The organism is Georgenia sp. SUBG003 (genome assembly GCF_000715355.2).
Lineage (GTDB): Bacteria > Actinomycetota > Actinomycetes > Actinomycetales > Actinomycetaceae > Georgenia.
The window spans coordinates 3,747,061-3,765,257 of sequence record NZ_CP180204.1 but is presented as its reverse complement, the minus strand read 5'-3'; the positions used below and the strand labels follow the sequence as shown (position 1 = coordinate 3,765,257).

The window sequence follows — 18,197 nt, the reverse complement described above, 5'->3', positions numbered from 1 at the left end:
CGTCGCGGCCCGCCCCGGAGGGAACGGCACCGCAACCCTGCCGACGACGACGCTCGCGCCGTCGTCCAGCGCGACCAGACCGGTGCTGCGCAGGTAGTGGGCGAAGACCCGCACCCGTTCCCGCACATCTCCGCGAGCGAGCCGTCCGCGTTGCGGTAGTCCATGAACCACTCGGCGTCCGGGGCCTGGGCGAGCACGGCGGCCCCTCGGGCAGCGCGCGCGAGCGCACCACCCGGATCAGGCCGTCGGCACCGATGCCGGCGTGGCGGTCGCACACGGCGGCGACCTCCTCCGCACGGATCAGGAGAGTCCCCTCGAGGTCGGGCACCAGCACGAAGTCGTTCTCCGTGCCGTGGCCGGTGGTCAGGGTGCGGCCGGCCAGCACGCCGAAGCTCGTGGTCATGGCGCCAGGATATGCAGCGCTGCGGCGAGGAGGTCGTCGGCGTCCGCCGCCGCGCCGAGACCCGCGCGGCGGTGGGGCCTTCCGGGACGCGCTCGCCCTGCTCGACCGCGTCCGGCCCGCGGCGACGGGGGAGGAGCTGGCGGACCTGCTGACCCTCAGGGCCGACATGCTCAACGCCGCCGGGCACCCCGACGCCGTCGACGCGCACCGGGAGGCCCTCGCCCACGCCGCCGACCCGGCGAGGGTCCGGCACCTGCGCACCAACCTCTCCAAGGCCGCGCTCGTCACCGGAGACCTGGACACGGCGGCCCTCGCCCTGGAGGGCCTCGAGCCGGACGGCGAGAACCAGGCCGCCGACGCCGAGCTCATCCTCGCCCGCGGCCACGTCCACCTCTTCACCGGCGACCTGGACGGGGCGCGCGACGACGCCGAGCTGGCCAAGCGGCAGATCGTCCTGGCCGCCGGCTCCCCCAACGCGGCGTTCGACCTCGTGGCGTTCGAGGCGCTGCTGGCCCACTACGACGGGCAGTTCTTCCACCGGCTGCACGCCGAGCTGCGCCGGGGCGCCGAGCGGCCGCAGCTGGCGACCGGCCTCTTCGACTCCCACCTGTGCGTCGCCGAGTACGTGCTGTACGGGCCGACACCGTACGAGGAGGTCGTGGCGCTCGCGGACGCCTGCGGGCCTCCGCGGAACGGTCCGGGGTGCGGCGTGCGATCGCCTTCGCCGCCACGCTGGGCGGGGAGGCAGCGCTGCTGAGCGGCGACGTCGAGGCCGCCGACCGGCGGCTGAGCGAGGCGGTGGACCTCCACCACGGCATCGGCTCGCTCGTCGGGGAGTCCCACACGCTGCAGCGGCTCGCCGAGGTGCGTATCGCGACCGGCGAGCCGACGGCGGCCCGTCGTCTGCTCGCGCGCTCGCTGCCGCTGGCGCGCTGGTCGCACATGGCGCGCTGCCTCCTCCCGCCGATCTACGGGACGCAGATCGCGCTGGCCGCCGACGGCGACGGCGTCGCGACGATCGACGAGGCGGTGGCCGCCCTGGGGGCCGACGACCACTGCTTCTTCTGCTCGATCATGCTGAACCTGCCGGCCGCCAAGGCCTACCGACGACCTCGGCCACCGCGACACCGACGGCGCGGGCGACGGCGTCGTCGCGGCGGTCAGGTCGGCCCCGAGGAGGCACGGCACGGCCGCTGGACGACCTCGTCGACGGTGAGCCCGCCGAGCACCTCGCGCAGCGCCACCTGGGCGGCGAGGTAGGTGTGCCCGACGGGGTCGGCCGCACGCTCGACGAACGCCACGGCGTCGGCCACCGACCAGCGCACGACGGCGCTGGCCTTCACCGCGACGCCGTCGGCCGTGGGGATCTCCTGCGGCGCCAGCGCCAGGAGCTGGTCACGAAGGTCGACCATGACGTGCCGGGCGCCCCAGACGCGCGGGTGCCGGCCGCTCCCGAGCACCACGTCGAGGCGGCCGTGGCGGTACCGCAGCGCGCACTGGCGCGCGGGCACCGTGACGGTGAACAGCGACATGTCCCTTCCCTCCTTCTCCAGCTCGGACCTTCTCCAGCTTCGTGCTTCTCCGTATGCCGCGGGCACGGACCCGGGCGCACGGACGCCGCCGTCCGGACGCCTCCTGGGCACGGCGGACGCCGCCGGCCGGCGCGGCCGTGCGCGGGGGCCGGACCTCGTTCGGACGGTTCCGGACCGCTGGCGCACGACCGCGGAACCCGGCGGGCGACGTCCTGACGGGGAGTTGAACCCCAGGTGCGTCAGGCACCGTGCCGAGTCTGCTCCGCAGGCAGACGGCCCCAGCGGGCCCACCCGCAGGACCGGGACCCGGCACACCGGGCCGGCTGCTCGCTCGCCGGGAGCGTGAGCATGGCACGGCGCCTGTCGCGTCGGCCAGGGATTAATCGGCGGTGGGGACCGGGGCGGCGGCGGTAGCGTGGCCGTCGGACGAGAGGAGCGCGACGATGCGCCAGATCTACGCCTTCCTGCTCACGAGCCTCGACGGCTACCACGCCGATCCCGGCGACGGCCTCGACTGGTTCCGCACGGACGACGAGTTCGAGCAGTACTCCCGGGGCCAGTCGGACCTCATCGACACGATCGTCATGGGCCGGCGGACCTTCGAGATGATGGCCGCGTACTGGCCGACCGAGGAGGCCGCCCGGGAGGACCCGGTGGTGACCGGCTTCATGAACGCCCTTCCCAAGATCGTCGCCTCCCGCACCCTCACCACCCACCCGTGGGGGCCGACGACGTTCGTGGCCGACGACGTCGCCGGGCATCTTGCGGCGGTCAAGGAACGGCCGGGCAAGGACATCGCCATCTTCGGCAGCTCCACGCTGGTCGGGGACCTGCTGCCCAGCGGAGTGATCGACGAGCTGCGCGTGATCGTCAACCCGGTGGTGCTCGGCGCGGGGCGACCGGTGTTCGCGGGCGCCGCAGGGCCCGTGGGCCTGCACCGCACCGCGGTGCGCGAGTTCGGCAACGGCAACGTGCTGCTGACCTACCGCCTCGACGCGTGAGGCTCGTGATGTCTCGCGGAGCTTTGACGTCTCGCGGAGCTCTTGCCGTCTCGCGGAGCTCTTGACGTCTCGCGGAGTTCTTGACGTCTCGCGGAGCTCTTGACGTCTCGCGGAGCTCTTGACGGGTCGCCGCGCGTGCGGGGGTCACCACGGGCGGGTGGCGGCCCCCAGCAGCTCCGGCCGCGTGTGCGCCAGGGCGGCAGCCTCGCCGCGCCCGCCGACGCCGAGCTTGGCGAGGATGTTGGAGACGTGCACGCTCGCCGTCTTGGTGCTGATGAACAGAGCGGCGGCGATCTCGCCGTTGCTGCGTCCCTCCGCCACCAGGGCGAGCACCTCGCGCTCGCGGTCGGTCAGTTCCGTGGGCCCCGCCGTCCGGCGCCGGGGGCGGCCAACGATGCCGGCCCGGCGGCTCGCCGGGAGCGTCCGTGGTCGGCGCCTCGCCGGAGGTGGCCGTCGGCACCTCGACGCGCCGCATCCACTCCTCCGGACCCTCGGCCGCCCGCGCCGTCCGGGCACGCTCCGCCTGCTCCCGCAGCACCGTCAGGGCGAGGGCGGCGTCGAGATGGTGGGCAACCGGCGTGACGGGCCCCGGTACGGAGTGCGCGTGGAGGTTCGCCACGCCGAACGCGCGCTCGAGCGGTCCCTGCGTGATCGCCAGCGACTGGGTGCGCTCGTGAGGCACCACCACGAGGTGGCGCGAGAGTCGGCCGCCGCGCATGAGGAGCGCCGTGCGGGTGATGCGCAGTCCGTTGCGCCGCCAGGTGAGCGGGTCGAGCCAGCGCACGCGGCGCGGGCTGGTCCGGAAGTCGGCGGTCTCGCCGGAGCCCTCCAGGGCTGCGTCGAGGAGGTCGCGGGCGTCGTCGGCACCGAGGTCGGGCAGCACCAGCCACAGCGCGGTGAGGGCGTCCCCGCGGGGGCCGACGGGAAGGAGGACCGTCTCGACGGCACCCCTGCCCGTGGGATCGGCACCGTACCCGGCAACGTTCACCTCGACGCGCCACCAGTCGAACCGCCGCCACAGCAGCGCCTGGGTCAGCCGCACGGCCTGGACGCGCCCGGGCGGGAGGGTCTGGGTCCGGGTCTCGAGGAGCCCGTGCCGCAGCCGGATGCCGTCGGGCGAGATCGCCGCCCGGAACCCGAACTCGCCGGCGAACCGGTTCCAGAGGTACCCGCCCCAGCCCAGCAGCGCCGGCACCGCTCCGAGGATCGGTGCGAACGTGCCGGTGACCACGGCCGCGACGGCGAGACCGATCATGACGAGCACGAACAGCGTCAGGCTGCCGGAGACGGCGAGCGAGGCGACGAGCCGGCCCGGCGGCACCTGGAGCAGCTCACGCTCGGGGGCTGCGGCGACGGCGGGCGGGACGGCCCGGCCGGCGGCGGCGTCCCCGGCGGCGACGGTGTCCAGGTCGGGCCGCGTGGTCGCCGGCCAGGTCAGCACGGGGACGTCGCCCAGCCCAGCGTTGCGTGCCGCGTCGGCGGCCTGAGCGGTGGCGGTCGCGAGCTCGGTGTCCGACCCGGTGTGCGCGAGCGCGGCGACGTCGGCGTCCGCCCACGGCAGCAGGGCCACCTCCCGGCCCCGGCGCGGAGCCCATGGCGGTGACGGCGTCGAGGAGCGCCGACCAGCCGGCGGCCGGCTCGGCGTCCGACGTCCGGAGCCCGGCTCGGGGTTGTCCGCAGCCGTCGGGCCGGCGTCGCCCTGCGCGGGCGAGGTGGCACCGTCGGCCGCAGGTGCGCCGTGCGTCACCGGGGGTGTCTCCCGGAGCCCCCGCCCGTCCCGGTAGCGCCGTCGGAGGCCGCCGCCCCGACGGCGGTGCCGATCTCCCCGGCCGCGCGGCCAGGAGCGAGCCGTCGACGGCGGCGGTCACGCCGGGCCGGTCGACGGCGTCCAGCAGGTCCAGGAGGCGGGGTGCGGCGGCGTCGCCCACGGTGGTGCCGGCGAGGGAGGCCTCGGTGCGCTCGTGCGCCGTCGGGGTGATCGGGACCAGGACGCTGACGGGCGTGGGCTCGACGTCGACGTCCGGGTACCACAGGAGGATGCTGCGGTCGCGCCGGCGAGGTCGGCGCCGGAGGTGTCGTTGACCGCGGCCTCGACGCCGTGCGGGCCCCACGCCGCCGACGACTCGCTCAGGCCCAGCTCCTCGGGGGCGATCTCCACGGAGAACGTCGCGCTCGCGCCGGCGGGGATCTCTTCGAGCTCCTCGCGGGCGAGCACCACGGTGGTGGAGAAGGAGCCGGGCTCCATCCAGCGTTGCAGCGCCGTGCGCGAGACCGGGGTGTAGCGCTGGAGCCGTAGCCGCAGCACCGGCGAGGTCGCGTCCTCGTCCGAGAGGTTGGCGATCGTGCCGCGCACGTCGAGGGTCTGGCCGGGCCGCAGCACGGGGGGCCCGAGGTCGGTGATCTCGACCTCGAGGTCGGCCCCGTCCGCGGCCGTCGTCGTGGTGGCGACCGGCGCGCCCGCCGCCGCAGCGGGCCCGCCGGTCGCCCACCACCGTGGCGCCGTGGCGCCGGAACGGCGGACGCCGAGCCCGACGCCGAGCACGGCGAGCCCTGCTCCCCCGGCGAGCGCACCGACGTCGCGCCGGACCCCGCCGCGAGGGACGCGGTCAGCATCGCCAGGAGGAAGCCGCCCACGGCGAAGGCGCCGGTGCCGTAGCTGTCCAGACGCATGCGGCGGGTGGCGCCGTAGACCAGGGCCAGGCTGACGAGCGTCAGCCCGAGCGGCGGCAGCGACACCTCGCCCCCGCCGACGGTCATGGAGCCGCCGTGGGCGAGGAGCCAGAGGGAGGTGCCGGTGCGCGCCGCCACGTGCCAGTCGGCGCTGCCGAGGGCGGGGGCGGCGGCCGTCGCGACGTAGGCGGCGACGGCAGGGACCACCAGGGTCAGCCAGCTGAGCACCGCCGCCTCCACGCCGCCGACCAGTCCCCGTAGCCAGCCCTCCGGCAGGCGGCGGGCGGGGGTCGTCGCCGTCGGCACGTCGATGACGTGCGGGACGCGGGCGGAGTCGGTCGAGGCGGGCATCGGATCCATGGTCCGGCGTGCGGAGCCGTCGGCGCCGTTCCCCGTGCGGCGTGTCGGGCCGACGAGCGACGCTCGGGCACCTGGCAGCACCGGGCGTCAACTCGTGTTGACAGGTAGGGCCCGTCAACCTAGATTGACACCATGACGCTCAGCGAGACGGCCCGTGCGGCCCAGAGCCCGGACCCGGCGACCGGGCTGCGCGCGGTCGGCGCCCTGCGGGAGCTGGCGGAGCGCCTCGAGGTCCTTCAGGTGGAGCGGGCCCGCACGCTCGGCTGGTCGTGGCAGGACATCGCCACGGAGCTCGGCGTGAGCCGGCAGGCGGTGCACAAGAAGCACGGCCGACGACGGCCGTGACCTCAGCTCGAGGAGGAGAGATGTTCGAACGCTTCACGAAGGACGCCCGCCAGGCGGTGGTGCTCGCCCAGGTGGAGGCCCGCGGTCTGCGCTGCTCGTGGATCGGGGCCGAGCACGTCGCGCTCGGCGTGCTGGCGGCCGGCGGACCGGCCGTGCACGCCGTGAGGGACGCAGGAGCCGACCCGGCCGCCATGGCCGACGAGCTCCGCCGGGTCGCGACCGGCGCCCTGGACGGCGAGGCGCTCGCCTCGCTGGGGATCGATCTCGACCGGGTCAGCCGCAGCGTCGACGCGGTGTTCGGCGAGGGGGCGCTCGAACGGGCGGGCCGCCGAGGCCGGCGCCGTCCGGGCGCGCACGTCCCGTTCACCGGCGCCGCCAGGAAGTCTCTCGAGCTCGCGCTGCGGGAGGCGCTGCGCCTGGGCGAGAGAGAGATCTCCGACCGGCACGTGCTCCTGGGGGTGCTGCGCGGCGGAGGGCCGGCGGCCGAGATCCTCACGGGACCCGACCGCGCGGCCGTGCAGGCCGTGGCCGGAGCGACGAAGGTGCTGGCCGAGGCCGGCGTGCCGTCCCCGGCGGTGGACGCCCGCCTGCTCGCCGAGCACCTCCTCGGCGGTCCGCTCGTACTCGCGCCCGAGGTCCGCGCCGATCTGCTGGCCCGCTACGCGGACCTGGTCCGACGGCGCAGCCGCCGGATCCCGCTGCAGCACCTGACCGGCACGATGGCGTTCCGTCATCTCGTCCTGGAGGCGGCTCCGGGCGCGTTCGTCGTGCGTCCCGAGACCGAGGTCGTCGCGGGCGCGGCGATCGAGGCGGCCCGGGAGGTCCGCGGTCGCGCCCCCGTGGTCGTCGACCTGTGCACGGGCTCGGGGGCGATCGCCCTCGCCGTGGCCACGGAGGTGCCTGCCGCGCAGGTGCACGCCGTGGAGCTCTCGCCGGAGGCCCTGGCCGTCGCCCGCCGCAACGTCGACGCGCTCGCCCCCATGGTCCGTCTCGTCGCCGGCGACGCCGCCACTGCCCTGCCCGAGCTGGACGGCACGGTGGACGTCGTCGTCTCCAACCCGCCCTACATCCCGCCCGACCAGGTGCCGGTCGACGTGGAGGTGCGCGAGCACGACCCGGACCTCGCGCTGTACGGCGGCGGGCCGGACGGGCTCGACGTGCCGCGCGCCGTCGTCGCCTCGGCGGCCCGGCTGCTGCGGCCGGGCGGGACCTTCGTGATGGAGCACGCGGAGGTCCAGTCGGAGGCCGTACGCGGCATCGTGGTGGACGCCGGCCTCGTCGACGTCGCTACCGGGACGGACCTGACGGGCCGCGACCGGTACGTCCGCGCGCGCCGTCCCTGACGTCGCCGGGTCGTCGCGCGGGAGCGGGGTGGCCCACCGCCTCGCCGGCGGGTCCGCCGGCGGCAACGGCGCGACCCGCGAGCCACCACGCCGCCAGCGCCCCGAGGCCGACCCCGACCACGTCCGCGACGACGTCGAACGGGTCCCCGCTGCGCCCGGGCAGCACCAGGTGCTGCAGGAGCTCGCTCAGGGGCGCGTGCGCCGCCCCGAGACCGAGGACGAGGGCGGGGGGAGAGGCCGGCCCGCAGCCCGGCGAGGGTCACCGCCCCGAACACCGCCGCGTGGACCAGCTTGTCCCCACCGGGGACGGCGACGGCACCGACGTCCGGCAGCCGGGGGGCGTAGAGGACGACGAGCTGGACGGTCAGAGCCACCGCGAGGGCGAGGGACCAGGTGCGTCGGCGGGCGGTGGGGCTCATGTCACCGGACAGGATGTCACGTCGGCCGCCGGAGGCGTGAAAGACTCGTGCGCGTGAGTGTGTACGACTGCCAGGACCCGGAGGGTCGCAGCGCGGGGCTCGACGAGGCCGTCAACGCCCTCGGCCGCGGCGCGCTCGCCGTCATCCCCACCGACACCGTGTACGGCATCGCCGCCGACGCGTTCGACCCCCGTGCCGTCGCCGCCCTCCTGGCCGCCAAGGGCCGCGGCCGGCAGCAGCCCCCGCCGGTGCTGGTGGGCAGCGCCGCCACCCTGGACGGGCTCGCCACCGAGGTGCCGGGCGTGGTCCGCGACCTCGTCGCGGCGTTCTGGCCGGGCCCCCTGACGATCATCTGCCTCGCCCAGCCCTCCCTCGCCTGGGACCTCGGCGAGACGGACGGCACCGTCGCCCTGCGGATGCCGGCCGACGAGACCGCGCTGGCGCTCCTGCGCCGCACCGGCCCGCTCGCCGTCTCCAGCGCCAACCTGACCGGGCAGCCCTCCGCCACGACGGCGGCCCAGGCCGTCGGCTACTTCGGGGACGGCGTCGCCGTCTACCTCGACGCCGGGCGCGCCGGGGGCGGGGTCGCCTCGACGATCGTCGACGCGACGGCGGAGCGGCTGACGATCCTGCGCCAGGGTGCCCTCAGCCGCGAGGAGCTGGCCGCCGTCGCCCCGGAGCTCGCCCCCGGCGGCGACGTCGAGGGGACGGTGCGCGACGCCGGGGCGCCGGTAGGTGACGAAGCTCCCGCCGCCGGGGGAGAGACCGCCCGGACCACCGACGACCCCGGGGAGGGTGACGGCCCCCAGTGAGGGTCTACCTGCTCGTCCTGCTGACCGCGGCGGCGATCACGTTCCTCGCCACGCCGCTGGTGCGCCGCGTCGCGCTCGCCACCCGCGCCCTGACCCCCGTGCGGGCACGGGACGTGCACACCGTCCCGACGCCGCGACTGGGAGGCGTGGCGATGCTCGTCGGGCTCGCGTCCGCGCTCGTCGTCGGCTCGCAGGTGCCGTTTCTGCACGAGGTCTTCTTCGAGACCTCCGGGATGTGGGCGATCCTCGGCGGGGCCACGCTCGTCTGCCTGCTCGGCGTGGCCGACGATGTCTGGGACCTCGACTGGATGACGAAGCTGGTCGGCCAGGTGCTCGCGGCGGGGTTCATGGCGTGGCAGGGCGTGCAGCTCATCACCTTCCCGATCTTCGGCCTCACGATCGGCTCCTCGCGTCTGTCCCTCTTCGCGACCATCCTCGTGGTGGTCGTCGCGATCAACGCCGTGAACTTCGTGGACGGCCTCGACGGCCTTGCGGCCGGCATGATCGCCATCGGCGGGGGAGCGTTCTTCGTCTACACCTACCTGCTCACCCGTGACGCCTCGCCCGGCAACTACGCCAACCTCGCCACCGCCGTGATCGCCGCCGTCGTCGGTGTCTGCGTGGGGTTCCTGCCCCACAACTTCAACCCGGCGAAGATCTTCATGGGCGACTCCGGCGCGATGCTGCTCGGGCTCACGGTCGCCGCGGCCGCGATCGTGGTGACCGGGCAGATCGACCCGGCCACCGTGAGCAGCTCCCAGGTCCTGCCGGCGTACGTGCCGATCCTGCTGCCCGTGGCCGTCCTGCTGCTGCCGCTGCTGGACATGACCCTCGCCGTCCTCAGACGCGTGCGCGCCGGCCACTCGCCGTTCCACCCCGACCGCATGCACCTGCACCACCGGCTGCTCGATCTCGGGCACAGCCACCGGCGCGCGGTGCTGATCCTGTACATGTGGACGGCCGTCGTCTCCTTCAGCGCCGTGGCGCTCGCCGTCTACAGCCCCACCCAGGTGGCCGTGGGGGCGGTCGGCGCCGTGGCCGTGGGGGTCGCCGTGACGGCCACCCAGCTGCCCGGCCTGCGCGGGCGTCGCTCCGGGCGCGCGACCGGGCCGGACGGGCCGACGGCGCAGCCGGACGGGCCGACGGCGCAGCGGGACGGGGCGGACCGCGGCGGTCCGGCCGTCATGCGGAGCTCGGCCGTCCTGGCCGGTGCGGGCGGGGCGTCCTGGGCGCGCTCGTCGTCGTCGGGACGCTCAGCGAGCGCACCGGAGACCCGGCCCAGCTGCTCGCCGACGTCGCCGGACCCGCGCACCCGCCCGTGCAGCTGGCCGTCTCCTCGGACACGCTGCGCATGGCGGAGGCGCCGACCGCGACCGAGGAGGCGCTGACCTGGCTGCGTGAGAACGGCTGGGCGGCTCCGCAGTACCTGCCCGTCGGCGCGGACGTCAGCCACGTCGGCACCACGGAAGCGCCCGGCGAGCAGGTGCTCACCGTCGAGATCGAGCGCGACGGGCGCACCGCGCAGGTGGTGGAGGGCCACGGCGTCCTGGAGCCGTCCGACCTGGCGGAGCTGGCCGTGGTCGACGTGGGCGACCACACCGTCCACGCGCTGCCCGGCCCGGGCACCACGGTCGTCCTGCAGTGCGACGGCATCACGGTGCTCGTCACCAGCACGGACGCGCCGGACCTCGTGCACGACATCGCCGGCACCTTCCCCGTCACGCCGCCGGGCTCCGGTGTTGCTGACCGCATCGACCGCGGCTGGCAGACTCTGGTGGGTTGGACCGACCTGCTCGTGCAGTCCCGGTGACCGCCGGCCGGCCCGGCCCGGAAGGAGAGCCATGACCCCCCGACGAGCAGCCACCCGTGCCCGGCGGCTCGTCAGAGCCGGACCGGCCGCCCGCGGCGGGCCGACGACGGCGGGCGGACGCCGGCTGACGGCGTCGGGCTCCCTCGCCGTGCAGGGCGCGCGTGCCCGGGTGGCGCGGGCGTCGCGTATCTGGGTCGAGGGTCGCCACGACGCGGAGCTGGTGGAACGCGTGTGGGGCGACGACCTGCGCGTGGAGGGCGTCGTCGTCGAGATGCTCGACGGGGTCGACAACCTCGAGGCGGTGCTCCGCGACTTCCGTCCCGGACCCACGCGCCGGGCCGGCGTGCTCGTGGACCACCTGGTCGCCGGGTCGAAGGAGTCGCGCATCGCCGCGAGGGTGACCGCCGGAGCGGCCGGCGACCACGTCCTGGTCCTCGGGCACCCGTACGTGGACGTCTGGCAGGCCGTCCACCCCGAGCGCGTGGGGCTGCGCGCGTGGCCGGACGTCCCGCGCGGGACGGACATCAAGGTCGGCACGCTCCGGGCGCTGGGGTGGCCGCACGAGGATCAGGCGGACGTGGCACGCGGGTGGAAGCGGATCCTCGGCCGCGTGCGCGACTACAAGGACCTCTCCCCCGCTCTCCTCGGCCGGATGGAGGAACTCATCGACTTCGTCACGGCGGTGCCCGAGCACGGCTGACCCGCCCGCCACGGCGGGCCGTGGCCGGGGCCCGGCAGCACCGACGGCGCACGGCCGGGCACTGGGCCCGGCGCCTCAGCCCTGGACGTCGACGGGCTCGGCCGCTGCGCCGTCGGCCTCGGGCCGGTCGACCGCGGGCCCGCCCAGCGCGTGACCCTCCCAGGTGAGAGCGGTCCAGCCCTCCGTCGGGCTGCCCTCGAGGACGACGCGCCGGTGTTCGTCACGGGATGGGTGGCCGCGTGGTCGATGCTGACGTTGTCGGTCCGGGCGGCGACCCAGGACCGGATGGCGGCACCGTGGCTGACGACGACGGCGGTCTCCACGCCGGTCGCGGCGACCTCGGCGACCACCTCGTCGTAGCGGGCGAAGAACTCCCGGCCGCTCTCCGCGCCGGGCACCCGTGCATCGAGGTTGCCGGCGCTCCACTCGAAGACCGTCTCGAGGTAGGTGCGCACCGAGGCCATGTCGCCGCGCATCTCGAGGTCACCGGCCCGGACCTCCCGCACGCCCGGCCGCACGAGCGTCTCCAGCCCGACGGCGGTGGCCAGGGGGTGCGCCGTCTGCTGCGTGCGCACCAGGGTCGAGGCGACGACGAGGTCGACCGGCTCGTCCCCGAGCGCCCCCGGCAGGGCCGCTGCCTGCTCCCGGCCGAGGTCGGTGAGGTCGGCCCCGGGCTCGGCGGTGTCGAGGAGCCCGCCGACGTTGGAGCTGGTCTGTCCGTGGCGCACGAGAATCAGTCGCATGCAGCCATCATCGCCGACGGCCGCGGGCGCCGGTAATCGGCCTCAGCGGTCCTTGAGCTGGTCGAGGACCTCAGCGAGGACCTCGGTCGGGGTGCCGACGTTGTGGACCTTGAAGCCTTCCTCGTCGGGCTCGAGCTCCTCGAGCGTGTCGATCTGCGAGTCGAGCAGGCTGGCGGGCATGTAGTGGCCCTTGCGACGGTTCATGCGCTCGAGCGTGAGGTCGACCGGCGGTGCCATGTGCACGAAGATCGTGCTGCCCTCGGCGCCGCGCAGGACGTCGCGGTACTTGCGCTTCAGGGCCGAGCACGTGACCACGGTCGAGTGCCCGACCAGCGCCTCGGCGGTCATCCACTGCTGGATGGACTCGAGCCAGGGTGCCCGGTCGTCGTCGTTGAGCGGGGTGCCCGAGCGCATCTTCTCGCGGTTGGCCTCGCTGTGGAACTCGTCGCCCTCCGCGAGGACGTACCCGAGCTTGCCCGCGAGCATCATCGCGATCGTCGTCTTTCCCCCGCCGGAGACACCCATCACCACGACGTGGCGCGGACCGCGCGACCTCTTCGGCCACGGCGACATGGTGGCGGCGGTGCTGGCCTCGGTCATTGGGTGCTCCGATCGGTGGTGGTGCTCCGACCGTACCCGGCACGTCCGGCAACCTGCCAACGCCCCCCCTCATGGCGGGCAGGGGGCGCAACAGGACAATTGCGGAGGATCGGTGCCGCTCGGCGGGAGTTCTCCTGCCGGTGTCCGGGTGAGATTCGGCACGGGCTCCGCTACCCGGTGAGGTACGGGGCGAGATGCTCGGCCCAGCGGGCGTACCCGTCCGGCCCGGCTGCAGCCCGTCGGCGGAGAAGTCCCCGGGACCGAGGGCGAGGTGGCCGACCGGGAGCGAGCGCCGCACGACCTGCCGGCAGCCCGCCGCAGCTCGCGCGCGAGGTGACCGGCCATTCCCGTCTCGTAGGTGGGCGCACCGGTACCGGCCGCCGTCGACTCCCCCAGCCCCACCAGGGGTGCACGGCGCCCTCGGCGGCGAGCAGGCCGCGGTCCACCCCGAGGAGCTCGTGCTTGAGGTCGCTCGCGTAGGGGACGACGCCGCCGCGCAGCACCTCGGAGGCACCGGGCACCGTGACCAGGGCCGCGGTGAGGGCCCCGCCGGTCAGCGACTCAGCGACGGCCAGCGTCGCCCCGCGGGCCCTCAGACCCGCGACGACGCGCTCCACCAGCTCCTGCCGCGGTGAGGCTGCGCCGGACCGTCCGCGGGCCGCCCCGGACCGTCCGCGGGCCGCCCCGGACCGGTCCGGCACCCGGCCGGGCCCCACGCGGGCCACCCCGGACGGGCCGGGCACCGGCCCGCGCCGCTCGGGCATCAGGTGCGGGTGGCGCCGTCGTCCTTGGCGGACGCGGCGATGCGGACAGCCTGGACGACGTAGTCGATGCCGGTGATCACGGTGACCGCCACGGCGAGGAGCACGATGACGAGGGTGACGACCGAGATGGCGTCCACCACGCCGTTGGACAGGATCCCGTCCCAGGGCACGAGAAGCAGCAGGATGAACGCGATCTGCAGGGTGGTCTTGAGCTTGCCGCCCTTGCTCGCGGCCATCACGGCGCGCCGGATCATGAAGAAGCGGAGCACCGTGATGCCGAGCTCGCGCACGATGATGACCACCGTCACCCACCACGGCAGGAGCCCGTCGGCCGACAGCAGCACGAGCGCGGAGATGACCAGCGCCTTGTCGGCGATCGGGTCGGTGATCTTGCCGAAGTCGGTCACCAGGCCGCGGCTGCGGGCCAGCGACCCGTCGAGCTTGTCCGTGGCCGCGGCGAGCGCGAAGACGGCGGTGGCCCACAGTCTCGTGGTCGTGGTGTCCTGGAGGAACAGGTACACGAACACGGGCACCATCGCGATGCGCGCCATCGTCAGGACGTTGGCCACGTTCCAGAGCGGTACGGGCGCGGGCTGCCCCGCACCGGCGGGCGTCGTCGCAGGGTCGGTCGTCACGGCCCCACCTTAGGGCGGCTGGAGCCCGTCGGCCGCCCGACACGGGGAACGTCCCGAGACTGCACCGCCCGGAGTCCGCGAGGACAGCCCGACGGCGCTCCCGAGACTGCACCGCCCGGGGTCCGCGAGAAGGGACCAGCGGCGCTCTAGGCTTCGCACGTGGGTCCCTCACGTCGCCAGCGCGCGCAGCGGCGACGCCTGCGCCAGGAGCGCACGCTCGCGCTCGGCGCCGCCGGCGTGGCCCTCGCCTCGGTCGTCGTCGGTGTCGGCGTGGAGGCCGGTCCGTCCGGCGCGGAGAACCTCGACGGCGGTGACGACGGCACAGCCCTCCGCCGCCCGGGTGGCGCGGCGCCGGGAGGCCGCCGGTCCCCGCATGACCCAGGTGCTGCGTGAGCACCGGCGGGTCTTCACCACGCTCGGCGCGGCCGTGCTGCTGGTGGGGGCGGTGCGCGGGGCGCGGCAGACCGTCCTGCCGCTGTGGGGCGAGCACCTGGGCCTGGACCCGGCCACCACCTCGCTGATCTTCGGTCTCGCCGGCGGCGTCGACATGCTGCTCTTCTACCCGGCCGGCAAGGTCATGGACCGCCTCGGCCGGCTGTGGATCGGCGTGCCGTCGATGATCGTCATGGGGGGCGGCCATGCTCGCGCTGCCGTTCACGGCGTCGGTCGCCGGCATGTCGGTCGTCGCCGCCCTCATGGGGCTGGGGAACGGGATGAGCTCGGGCATCCTGATGACCCTCGGCTCCGACGTCGCGCCCGCGGAGGGCCGGGCGCACTTCCTGGGGATGTGGCGGGTGCTCCAGGACTCCGGCGGGGCGCTCGGGCCGCTGATCGCCTCCGCCGGGGCGGCTCTGGGCTCGCTCGCCGCGGGCATCTGGGTCACCGGCGCGCTCGGCGGCGCGGCCGCGGCCGCCCTGGCCCGCTGGGTGCCGCGCTGGTCCGTGCACGCCAACCGCACCACCAGGCGCCGGGCCGGCCTCATCTCCTGAGCGCACACCCCGCGGACCGGTGCGTGTTACGCCCTCCGGTGCCCGTCGCAGCCGGAAGAAGCAGCGCGCACCGGCAGGCCGAGGCCGGGGCGTGCGCTCGCCGGACGCGCCGGGACGAGGCCGCCGCGACGAGGGGCGCCGGAACTCAGAACAACGACGCCGTCACGAGGCTCCCGTAGTACCGGTTCCCGTTCGGCCGCAGCGGGTCGCCGGCGAACCCGTAGTCGGGGTTGTCCCGGTTGTAGCCCTCCACGAGCTCGCGGAACCTGGCGACGGTGCGCACGCCGTGACCCTCGGGGCAGGTCCCGCCCTGCAGGCACAGGGCGAGCGCGCCGGCCGTCACCGGGCTGGCGAAGCTCGTGCCGGAGCGGGCGGGCGAGTACGTGCCGCCGGGGGGCGGTCGAGGTGATGCAGGCGCCGGGCGCCGCGACGGTGTGGTGCCGGTCCGCCGCCGAGACGGCGAAGTTGGAGAAGGGGGCTGCGGCGTCGTCGTCCATGGGGACGGTCGAGGACGGGCAGGCGTCCTGGCCGTCCCCACCCGGCCGTCCGTCGGTGTCGGCCAGAGCGGTGACGGCCAGCACCTCGTCGTAGGAGGCGGGGATGTCGAGCGCGAGGTCGTGCGAGGCGTTGCCGGCGGCGACGACGTACGCCACCCCGCTCCGCACCGAGCCGCAGATCGCGGCGTGGAGGGCGTCCTGCGACCGACGTCCGCAGCTGCCGTCGTCCCGGCCGGAGCCGGCGATGCTGATGTTGGCCACGGCGATGTCGTTGGCCGGGTCCGCGTCGGTGCGGGTGGACGTCACCCAGTCGACGGCGCAGACGAGGCCGGAGACGGTGATGCGGCCGTTGGCGTCGGCGACCCGGACGGACCAGACCGGCGCTCCCGGCGCGGTGCCGACGACGCCGAAGCCGTTGTCACGGGCGGCGAGCACCCCGGCGACCAGCGTGCCGTGCCCCAGCTGGTCGCTCAGGCTGGCGCCGGGTGCGGCGGGGCGGCCGCTCGAGCAGTCGACGCCGCCGCGGACGTCGAGGTCGGGGTGCGGCCTGGTCGACGCCGGAGTCGACGACCGCCACGTTGAGCCCCACGGCCCCGCCAGGTGGGCGAGGTCCGCCCGGGTGGCGAGCTCGGCCGCGGAGGTGCGCCGCTCGGCGACGAACGCCCGGTCGACGAGGAACTCCTCGACGAGCCCGAGCTGGCCGACGGACGGCGTGCGCAGCGTGGTGCCGACGGCGCGCGCCCCCTCGACCACCTCGGCCTCCTCCACCATGGCCCGCGTGGCCGGGTCCGCCTCGTTGTAGACGCAGGCGAGCTGGGTGCGCTCGTAGACGCGGGCCTTGTCCGCCCGGTAGGCCTCGTAGGAACCGTGCCAGTCGATGTGGTCCGGCGCGATGTTCAGGCAGGCGCTGGCCTGGGGGCTGACGGAGTGGGTCGAGTGGAGCTGGAAGCTGGACAGCTCCACCGCGAGCACGTCCGCCTCCCCGGCGGCGGCGACACGCACGATCGGCGTACCGACGTTCCCGACCGCCGGCGCCACCTCGCCCGCCGCCGTCAGGATGGAGGCGAGCATCGAGACGGTGGTGGTCTTGCCGTTGGTGCCGGTCAGCGTGAGCCACGGGGCACGCGTGCCGTCGGGCCGGCGCGCCTGCAGCCGCCACGCCAGCTCCACCTCGCTCCAGACGGGCACGCCGGCCGCGGCCGCGCGCACGTGCAGGGGCGAGACGGCGGGTACGCCCGGCGAGACGACGACGAGGTCCGGCTTCCCGGCGAGCACCTGCTCCGCGAGGTCGGCGGGGTCGGCGGCGGCGGCGAGGTGGACGCGGTCCGGCACCTCCCCGCTCTCGCGTGCGGCGTCCAGCGCGGCGGCTCGTCGTCGGGAATCGGGTGCTCGGCGGTGAAGCGTACGGTGCCCTTGGAGAGGGAGTGGCCAGCCAGGTCGGCGCGCACGGCGTCGATCGCCGCCGGGGAGAACGGGAACAGGGAGAGGTGCTTCGCAGCGGCGACGACGCTGACGAACGGCTTGCCCCCACCCGGAGCGCGGGCATCCCGTAGCTCATGCCGTCCTCGGCGCGGGAGCGAGCCGCCGCGCGACATCGATGACGTGCTGCATCGCCTCGCCGGCTCACCGAGGTGCTCAGGCGCACCGAGGAGGACTGACCCGGAGGCGCGCCGCGCGTCCGCGACTACTCCCGCTCGAGGAACTCGCCCGCCCCGGTACACCGTTCCGCTCAGCACCACGACGCCCGGCCCCGTTCCTCGGGGACCGGGCCGTCTCGTCACCGGGGACAGGTCGCTCCCGCGCGAGTCGCTCGCCCTGCACTCCTCGGTGCACGTCCTTGGTTCGGCGCGTGCACGACGCCCGGACCGAAGGAATGCGCACCGAACCCCGATCACCCTGGCACCGCCGCTCGTCAGGCCGCGGGCGGACGGGAAGCCTGCGGGGGCAACCCGTGAAACGCAAGAAGGTCCTCGCCTGTGCAGACGAGAACCTTCTCCGTGGTACCCCCAGCCGGATTCGAACCGGCGCCGCCGCCGTGAGAGGGCGGTGTCCTAGGCCACTAAACGATGGGGGCGTGATCTTTGGTTGTCGGTCTCCTTGCGGCGACCTCGGAAGACATTACCAGAGGGGCGCCGAGGTATCGACCCGAGAGCGTGGACGGGCCTGTGACGTCAGGCACAGCGCCGGCGCGACCGGCTCCCCGTGTCGAGGCCCGCCGGTCCGACGGAGCACGAGACCCGACCGGGCGCCACATGCCCCCCCGCGCGCGCCGGCACGACGGCGGCCAGCAGCATCAGCGCGAGCACGAGGTCGGCCAGGGACAGGTTCACCAGCGACCCGCGTCCGGGGGGGTAGAAGTGCACCGGGAGCGCGACGACGGTCAGCTCCACGAGCGAGAGCCGCAGGCGGACCGCGACCACCGTCGCCGCCACGGCACCGAACGCGACGGCCGCCGCGGTCAGCACCATCGAGCCGCCGGCCGCCGCGGAGGGCACGGTGGCGAGGCACAACGAGAGCACGAGGACGGGCACCGTCGTGCCCCCTCGCGGGCACCGCAGGGCTACCGCACCCATC

19 protein-coding genes, 1 tRNA gene and 4 pseudogenes are annotated in these 18,197 nt (G+C 75.3%); 10 read left to right on the top strand and 14 right to left on the bottom strand.

The annotated features are described in order from the left end of the window. Positions 1 to 39: 39 nt before the first annotated feature. Positions 40 to 403 (bottom strand): annotated as a pseudogene (locus tag DA06_RS19865) (diaminopimelate epimerase); the annotation flags it as partial. Here DA06_RS19865 and DA06_RS19860 point away from each other — a divergent pair. Together DA06_RS19860 and DA06_RS19855 are read left to right on the top strand one after the other, a co-directional pair. Continuing rightward, positions 348 to 1,160, top strand: a complete 813-nt coding sequence (locus DA06_RS19860) for a hypothetical protein (protein WP_418608351.1) — start codon at positions 348 to 350, stop codon at positions 1,158 to 1,160. The pseudogene DA06_RS19865 and the gene DA06_RS19860 sit on opposite strands and share 56 nt — an antisense overlap. Then, positions 1,106 to 1,663, top strand: coding sequence for a hypothetical protein (locus DA06_RS19855; protein ID WP_418605827.1), 558 nt, complete (start codon positions 1,106 to 1,108; stop codon positions 1,661 to 1,663). The genes DA06_RS19860 and DA06_RS19855 overlap by 55 nt, the downstream gene beginning before the upstream one ends. On the opposite strand, the gene DA06_RS19850 is transcribed toward DA06_RS19855, so the two are convergent. Then, positions 1,564 to 1,935, bottom strand: a complete 372-nt coding sequence (locus DA06_RS19850; protein ID WP_418605826.1) for an SPFH domain-containing protein — start codon at positions 1,933 to 1,935, stop codon at positions 1,564 to 1,566. The two genes, DA06_RS19855 and DA06_RS19850, sit on opposite strands and share 100 nt — an antisense overlap. Before the next feature lie 443 nt (positions 1,936 to 2,378). Here DA06_RS19850 and DA06_RS19845 point away from each other — a divergent pair, with 443 nt between their 5' ends. Beyond that, a complete protein-coding gene (locus tag DA06_RS19845) occupies positions 2,379 to 2,936 on the top strand; it encodes a dihydrofolate reductase family protein (protein ID WP_043503572.1) in 558 nt (185 codons plus the stop codon). Between the two features lie 144 nt (positions 2,937 to 3,080). Here the strand turns inward: DA06_RS19845 and DA06_RS19840 are convergent, their stop codons facing one another. From DA06_RS19840 to DA06_RS19825, 4 genes and pseudogenes are all read right to left on the bottom strand, one after another. Further along, positions 3,081 to 3,257, bottom strand: coding sequence for a LuxR C-terminal-related transcriptional regulator (locus DA06_RS19840; RefSeq protein WP_418608109.1), 177 nt, complete (start codon positions 3,255 to 3,257; stop codon positions 3,081 to 3,083). A 241-nt stretch (positions 3,258 to 3,498) separates the two neighbouring features. Further along, positions 3,499 to 4,191: pseudogene (locus tag DA06_RS19835) on the bottom strand (PH domain-containing protein); the annotation flags it as partial. A 609-nt stretch (positions 4,192 to 4,800) separates the two neighbouring features. Continuing rightward, entirely contained in the window at positions 4,801 to 5,478 is a 678-nt protein-coding gene (locus tag DA06_RS19830; protein WP_418605824.1) for a DUF6049 family protein, read from the bottom strand. Between the two features lie 29 nt (positions 5,479 to 5,507). Next, positions 5,508 to 5,957: pseudogene (locus tag DA06_RS19825) on the bottom strand (DUF6350 family protein); the annotation flags it as partial. A 141-nt stretch (positions 5,958 to 6,098) separates the two neighbouring features. On the opposite strand from DA06_RS19825, the gene DA06_RS19820 reads away from it, so the two are divergent. The 6 genes and pseudogenes from DA06_RS19820 to DA06_RS19795 all read left to right on the top strand — a co-directional run. Further along, the gene (locus DA06_RS19820; RefSeq protein WP_043503548.1) at positions 6,099 to 6,311 is read left to right on the top strand and encodes a helix-turn-helix domain-containing protein; all 213 of its coding nucleotides are present in this window, start codon (positions 6,099 to 6,101) and stop codon (positions 6,309 to 6,311) included. Positions 6,312 to 6,331: 20 nt separating this feature from the next. Then, positions 6,332 to 7,654, top strand: a complete 1,323-nt coding sequence (prmC, locus tag DA06_RS19815; RefSeq protein ID WP_418605823.1) for a peptide chain release factor N(5)-glutamine methyltransferase — start codon at positions 6,332 to 6,334, stop codon at positions 7,652 to 7,654. Positions 7,655 to 8,126: 472 nt separating this feature from the next. Then, positions 8,127 to 8,885, top strand: a complete 759-nt coding sequence (locus DA06_RS19810; protein WP_418605821.1) for an L-threonylcarbamoyladenylate synthase — start codon at positions 8,127 to 8,129, stop codon at positions 8,883 to 8,885. Beyond that, complete coding sequence (locus DA06_RS19805) at positions 8,882 to 10,273, top strand: MraY family glycosyltransferase (RefSeq protein ID WP_418605819.1); 1,392 nt, start codon at positions 8,882 to 8,884, stop codon at positions 10,271 to 10,273. Before DA06_RS19810 ends, DA06_RS19805 begins: the two co-directional genes overlap by 4 nt. Continuing rightward, positions 10,237 to 10,695, top strand: a complete 459-nt coding sequence (locus DA06_RS19800) for a hypothetical protein (protein ID WP_418605818.1) — start codon at positions 10,237 to 10,239, stop codon at positions 10,693 to 10,695. The genes DA06_RS19805 and DA06_RS19800 overlap by 37 nt, the downstream gene beginning before the upstream one ends. A gap of 118 nt (positions 10,696 to 10,813) precedes the next feature. Then, a pseudogene (locus DA06_RS19795) lies at positions 10,814 to 11,395 on the top strand (DUF3097 family protein); the annotation flags it as partial. On the opposite strand, the gene DA06_RS19790 reads toward DA06_RS19795, so the two are convergent. The 5 genes from DA06_RS19790 to DA06_RS19770 form a co-directional block, all read right to left on the bottom strand. After that, complete coding sequence (locus tag DA06_RS19790) at positions 11,314 to 12,138, bottom strand: histidine phosphatase family protein (protein WP_418605816.1); 825 nt, start codon at positions 12,136 to 12,138, stop codon at positions 11,314 to 11,316. The pseudogene DA06_RS19795 and the gene DA06_RS19790 overlap by 82 nt on opposite strands. A gap of 42 nt (positions 12,139 to 12,180) precedes the next feature. Continuing rightward, positions 12,181 to 12,738 (bottom strand): gluconokinase, encoded by a 558-nt coding sequence (locus DA06_RS19785; RefSeq protein WP_418605815.1) that lies wholly within the window; start codon positions 12,736 to 12,738, stop codon positions 12,181 to 12,183. 170 nt (positions 12,739 to 12,908) lie between these two features. Further along, positions 12,909 to 13,502 carry a CinA family protein gene (locus DA06_RS19780; protein ID WP_418605813.1) on the bottom strand — a complete coding sequence of 198 codons (594 nt, stop codon included), beginning with the start codon at positions 13,500 to 13,502 and terminating at the stop codon, positions 12,909 to 12,911. Beyond that, positions 13,502 to 14,137, bottom strand: a complete 636-nt coding sequence (gene pgsA / locus DA06_RS19775) for a CDP-diacylglycerol--glycerol-3-phosphate 3-phosphatidyltransferase (protein WP_043503507.1) — start codon at positions 14,135 to 14,137, stop codon at positions 13,502 to 13,504. The genes DA06_RS19780 and pgsA overlap by 1 nt, the downstream gene beginning before the upstream one ends. A 168-nt stretch (positions 14,138 to 14,305) precedes the next feature. Next, positions 14,306 to 14,686: a hypothetical protein gene (locus tag DA06_RS19770; protein WP_418605812.1), complete on the bottom strand. Its 381-nt coding sequence runs from the start codon at positions 14,684 to 14,686 to the stop codon at positions 14,306 to 14,308. A gap of 89 nt (positions 14,687 to 14,775) precedes the next feature. Here DA06_RS19770 and DA06_RS19765 point away from each other — a divergent pair, with 89 nt between their 5' ends. Then, on the top strand, positions 14,776 to 15,126 hold the full coding sequence (locus DA06_RS19765; RefSeq protein WP_418605811.1) for a hypothetical protein: 351 nt from the start codon (positions 14,776 to 14,778) through the stop codon (positions 15,124 to 15,126). Between the two features lie 26 nt (positions 15,127 to 15,152). Here DA06_RS19765 and DA06_RS19760 read toward each other — a convergent pair whose 3' ends face one another. The 3 genes from DA06_RS19760 to DA06_RS19750 form a co-directional block, all read right to left on the bottom strand. Beyond that, positions 15,153 to 16,955, bottom strand: coding sequence for a S8 family serine peptidase (locus tag DA06_RS19760; protein ID WP_418605810.1), 1,803 nt, complete (start codon positions 16,953 to 16,955; stop codon positions 15,153 to 15,155). A 666-nt stretch (positions 16,956 to 17,621) separates the two neighbouring features. Then, positions 17,622 to 17,697, bottom strand: a tRNA-Glu gene (locus tag DA06_RS19755). A gap of 97 nt (positions 17,698 to 17,794) precedes the next feature. Next, a complete protein-coding gene (locus tag DA06_RS19750; RefSeq protein WP_418605809.1) occupies positions 17,795 to 18,196 on the bottom strand; it encodes a hypothetical protein in 402 nt (133 codons plus the stop codon). Position 18,197: the final 1 nt, after the last annotated feature.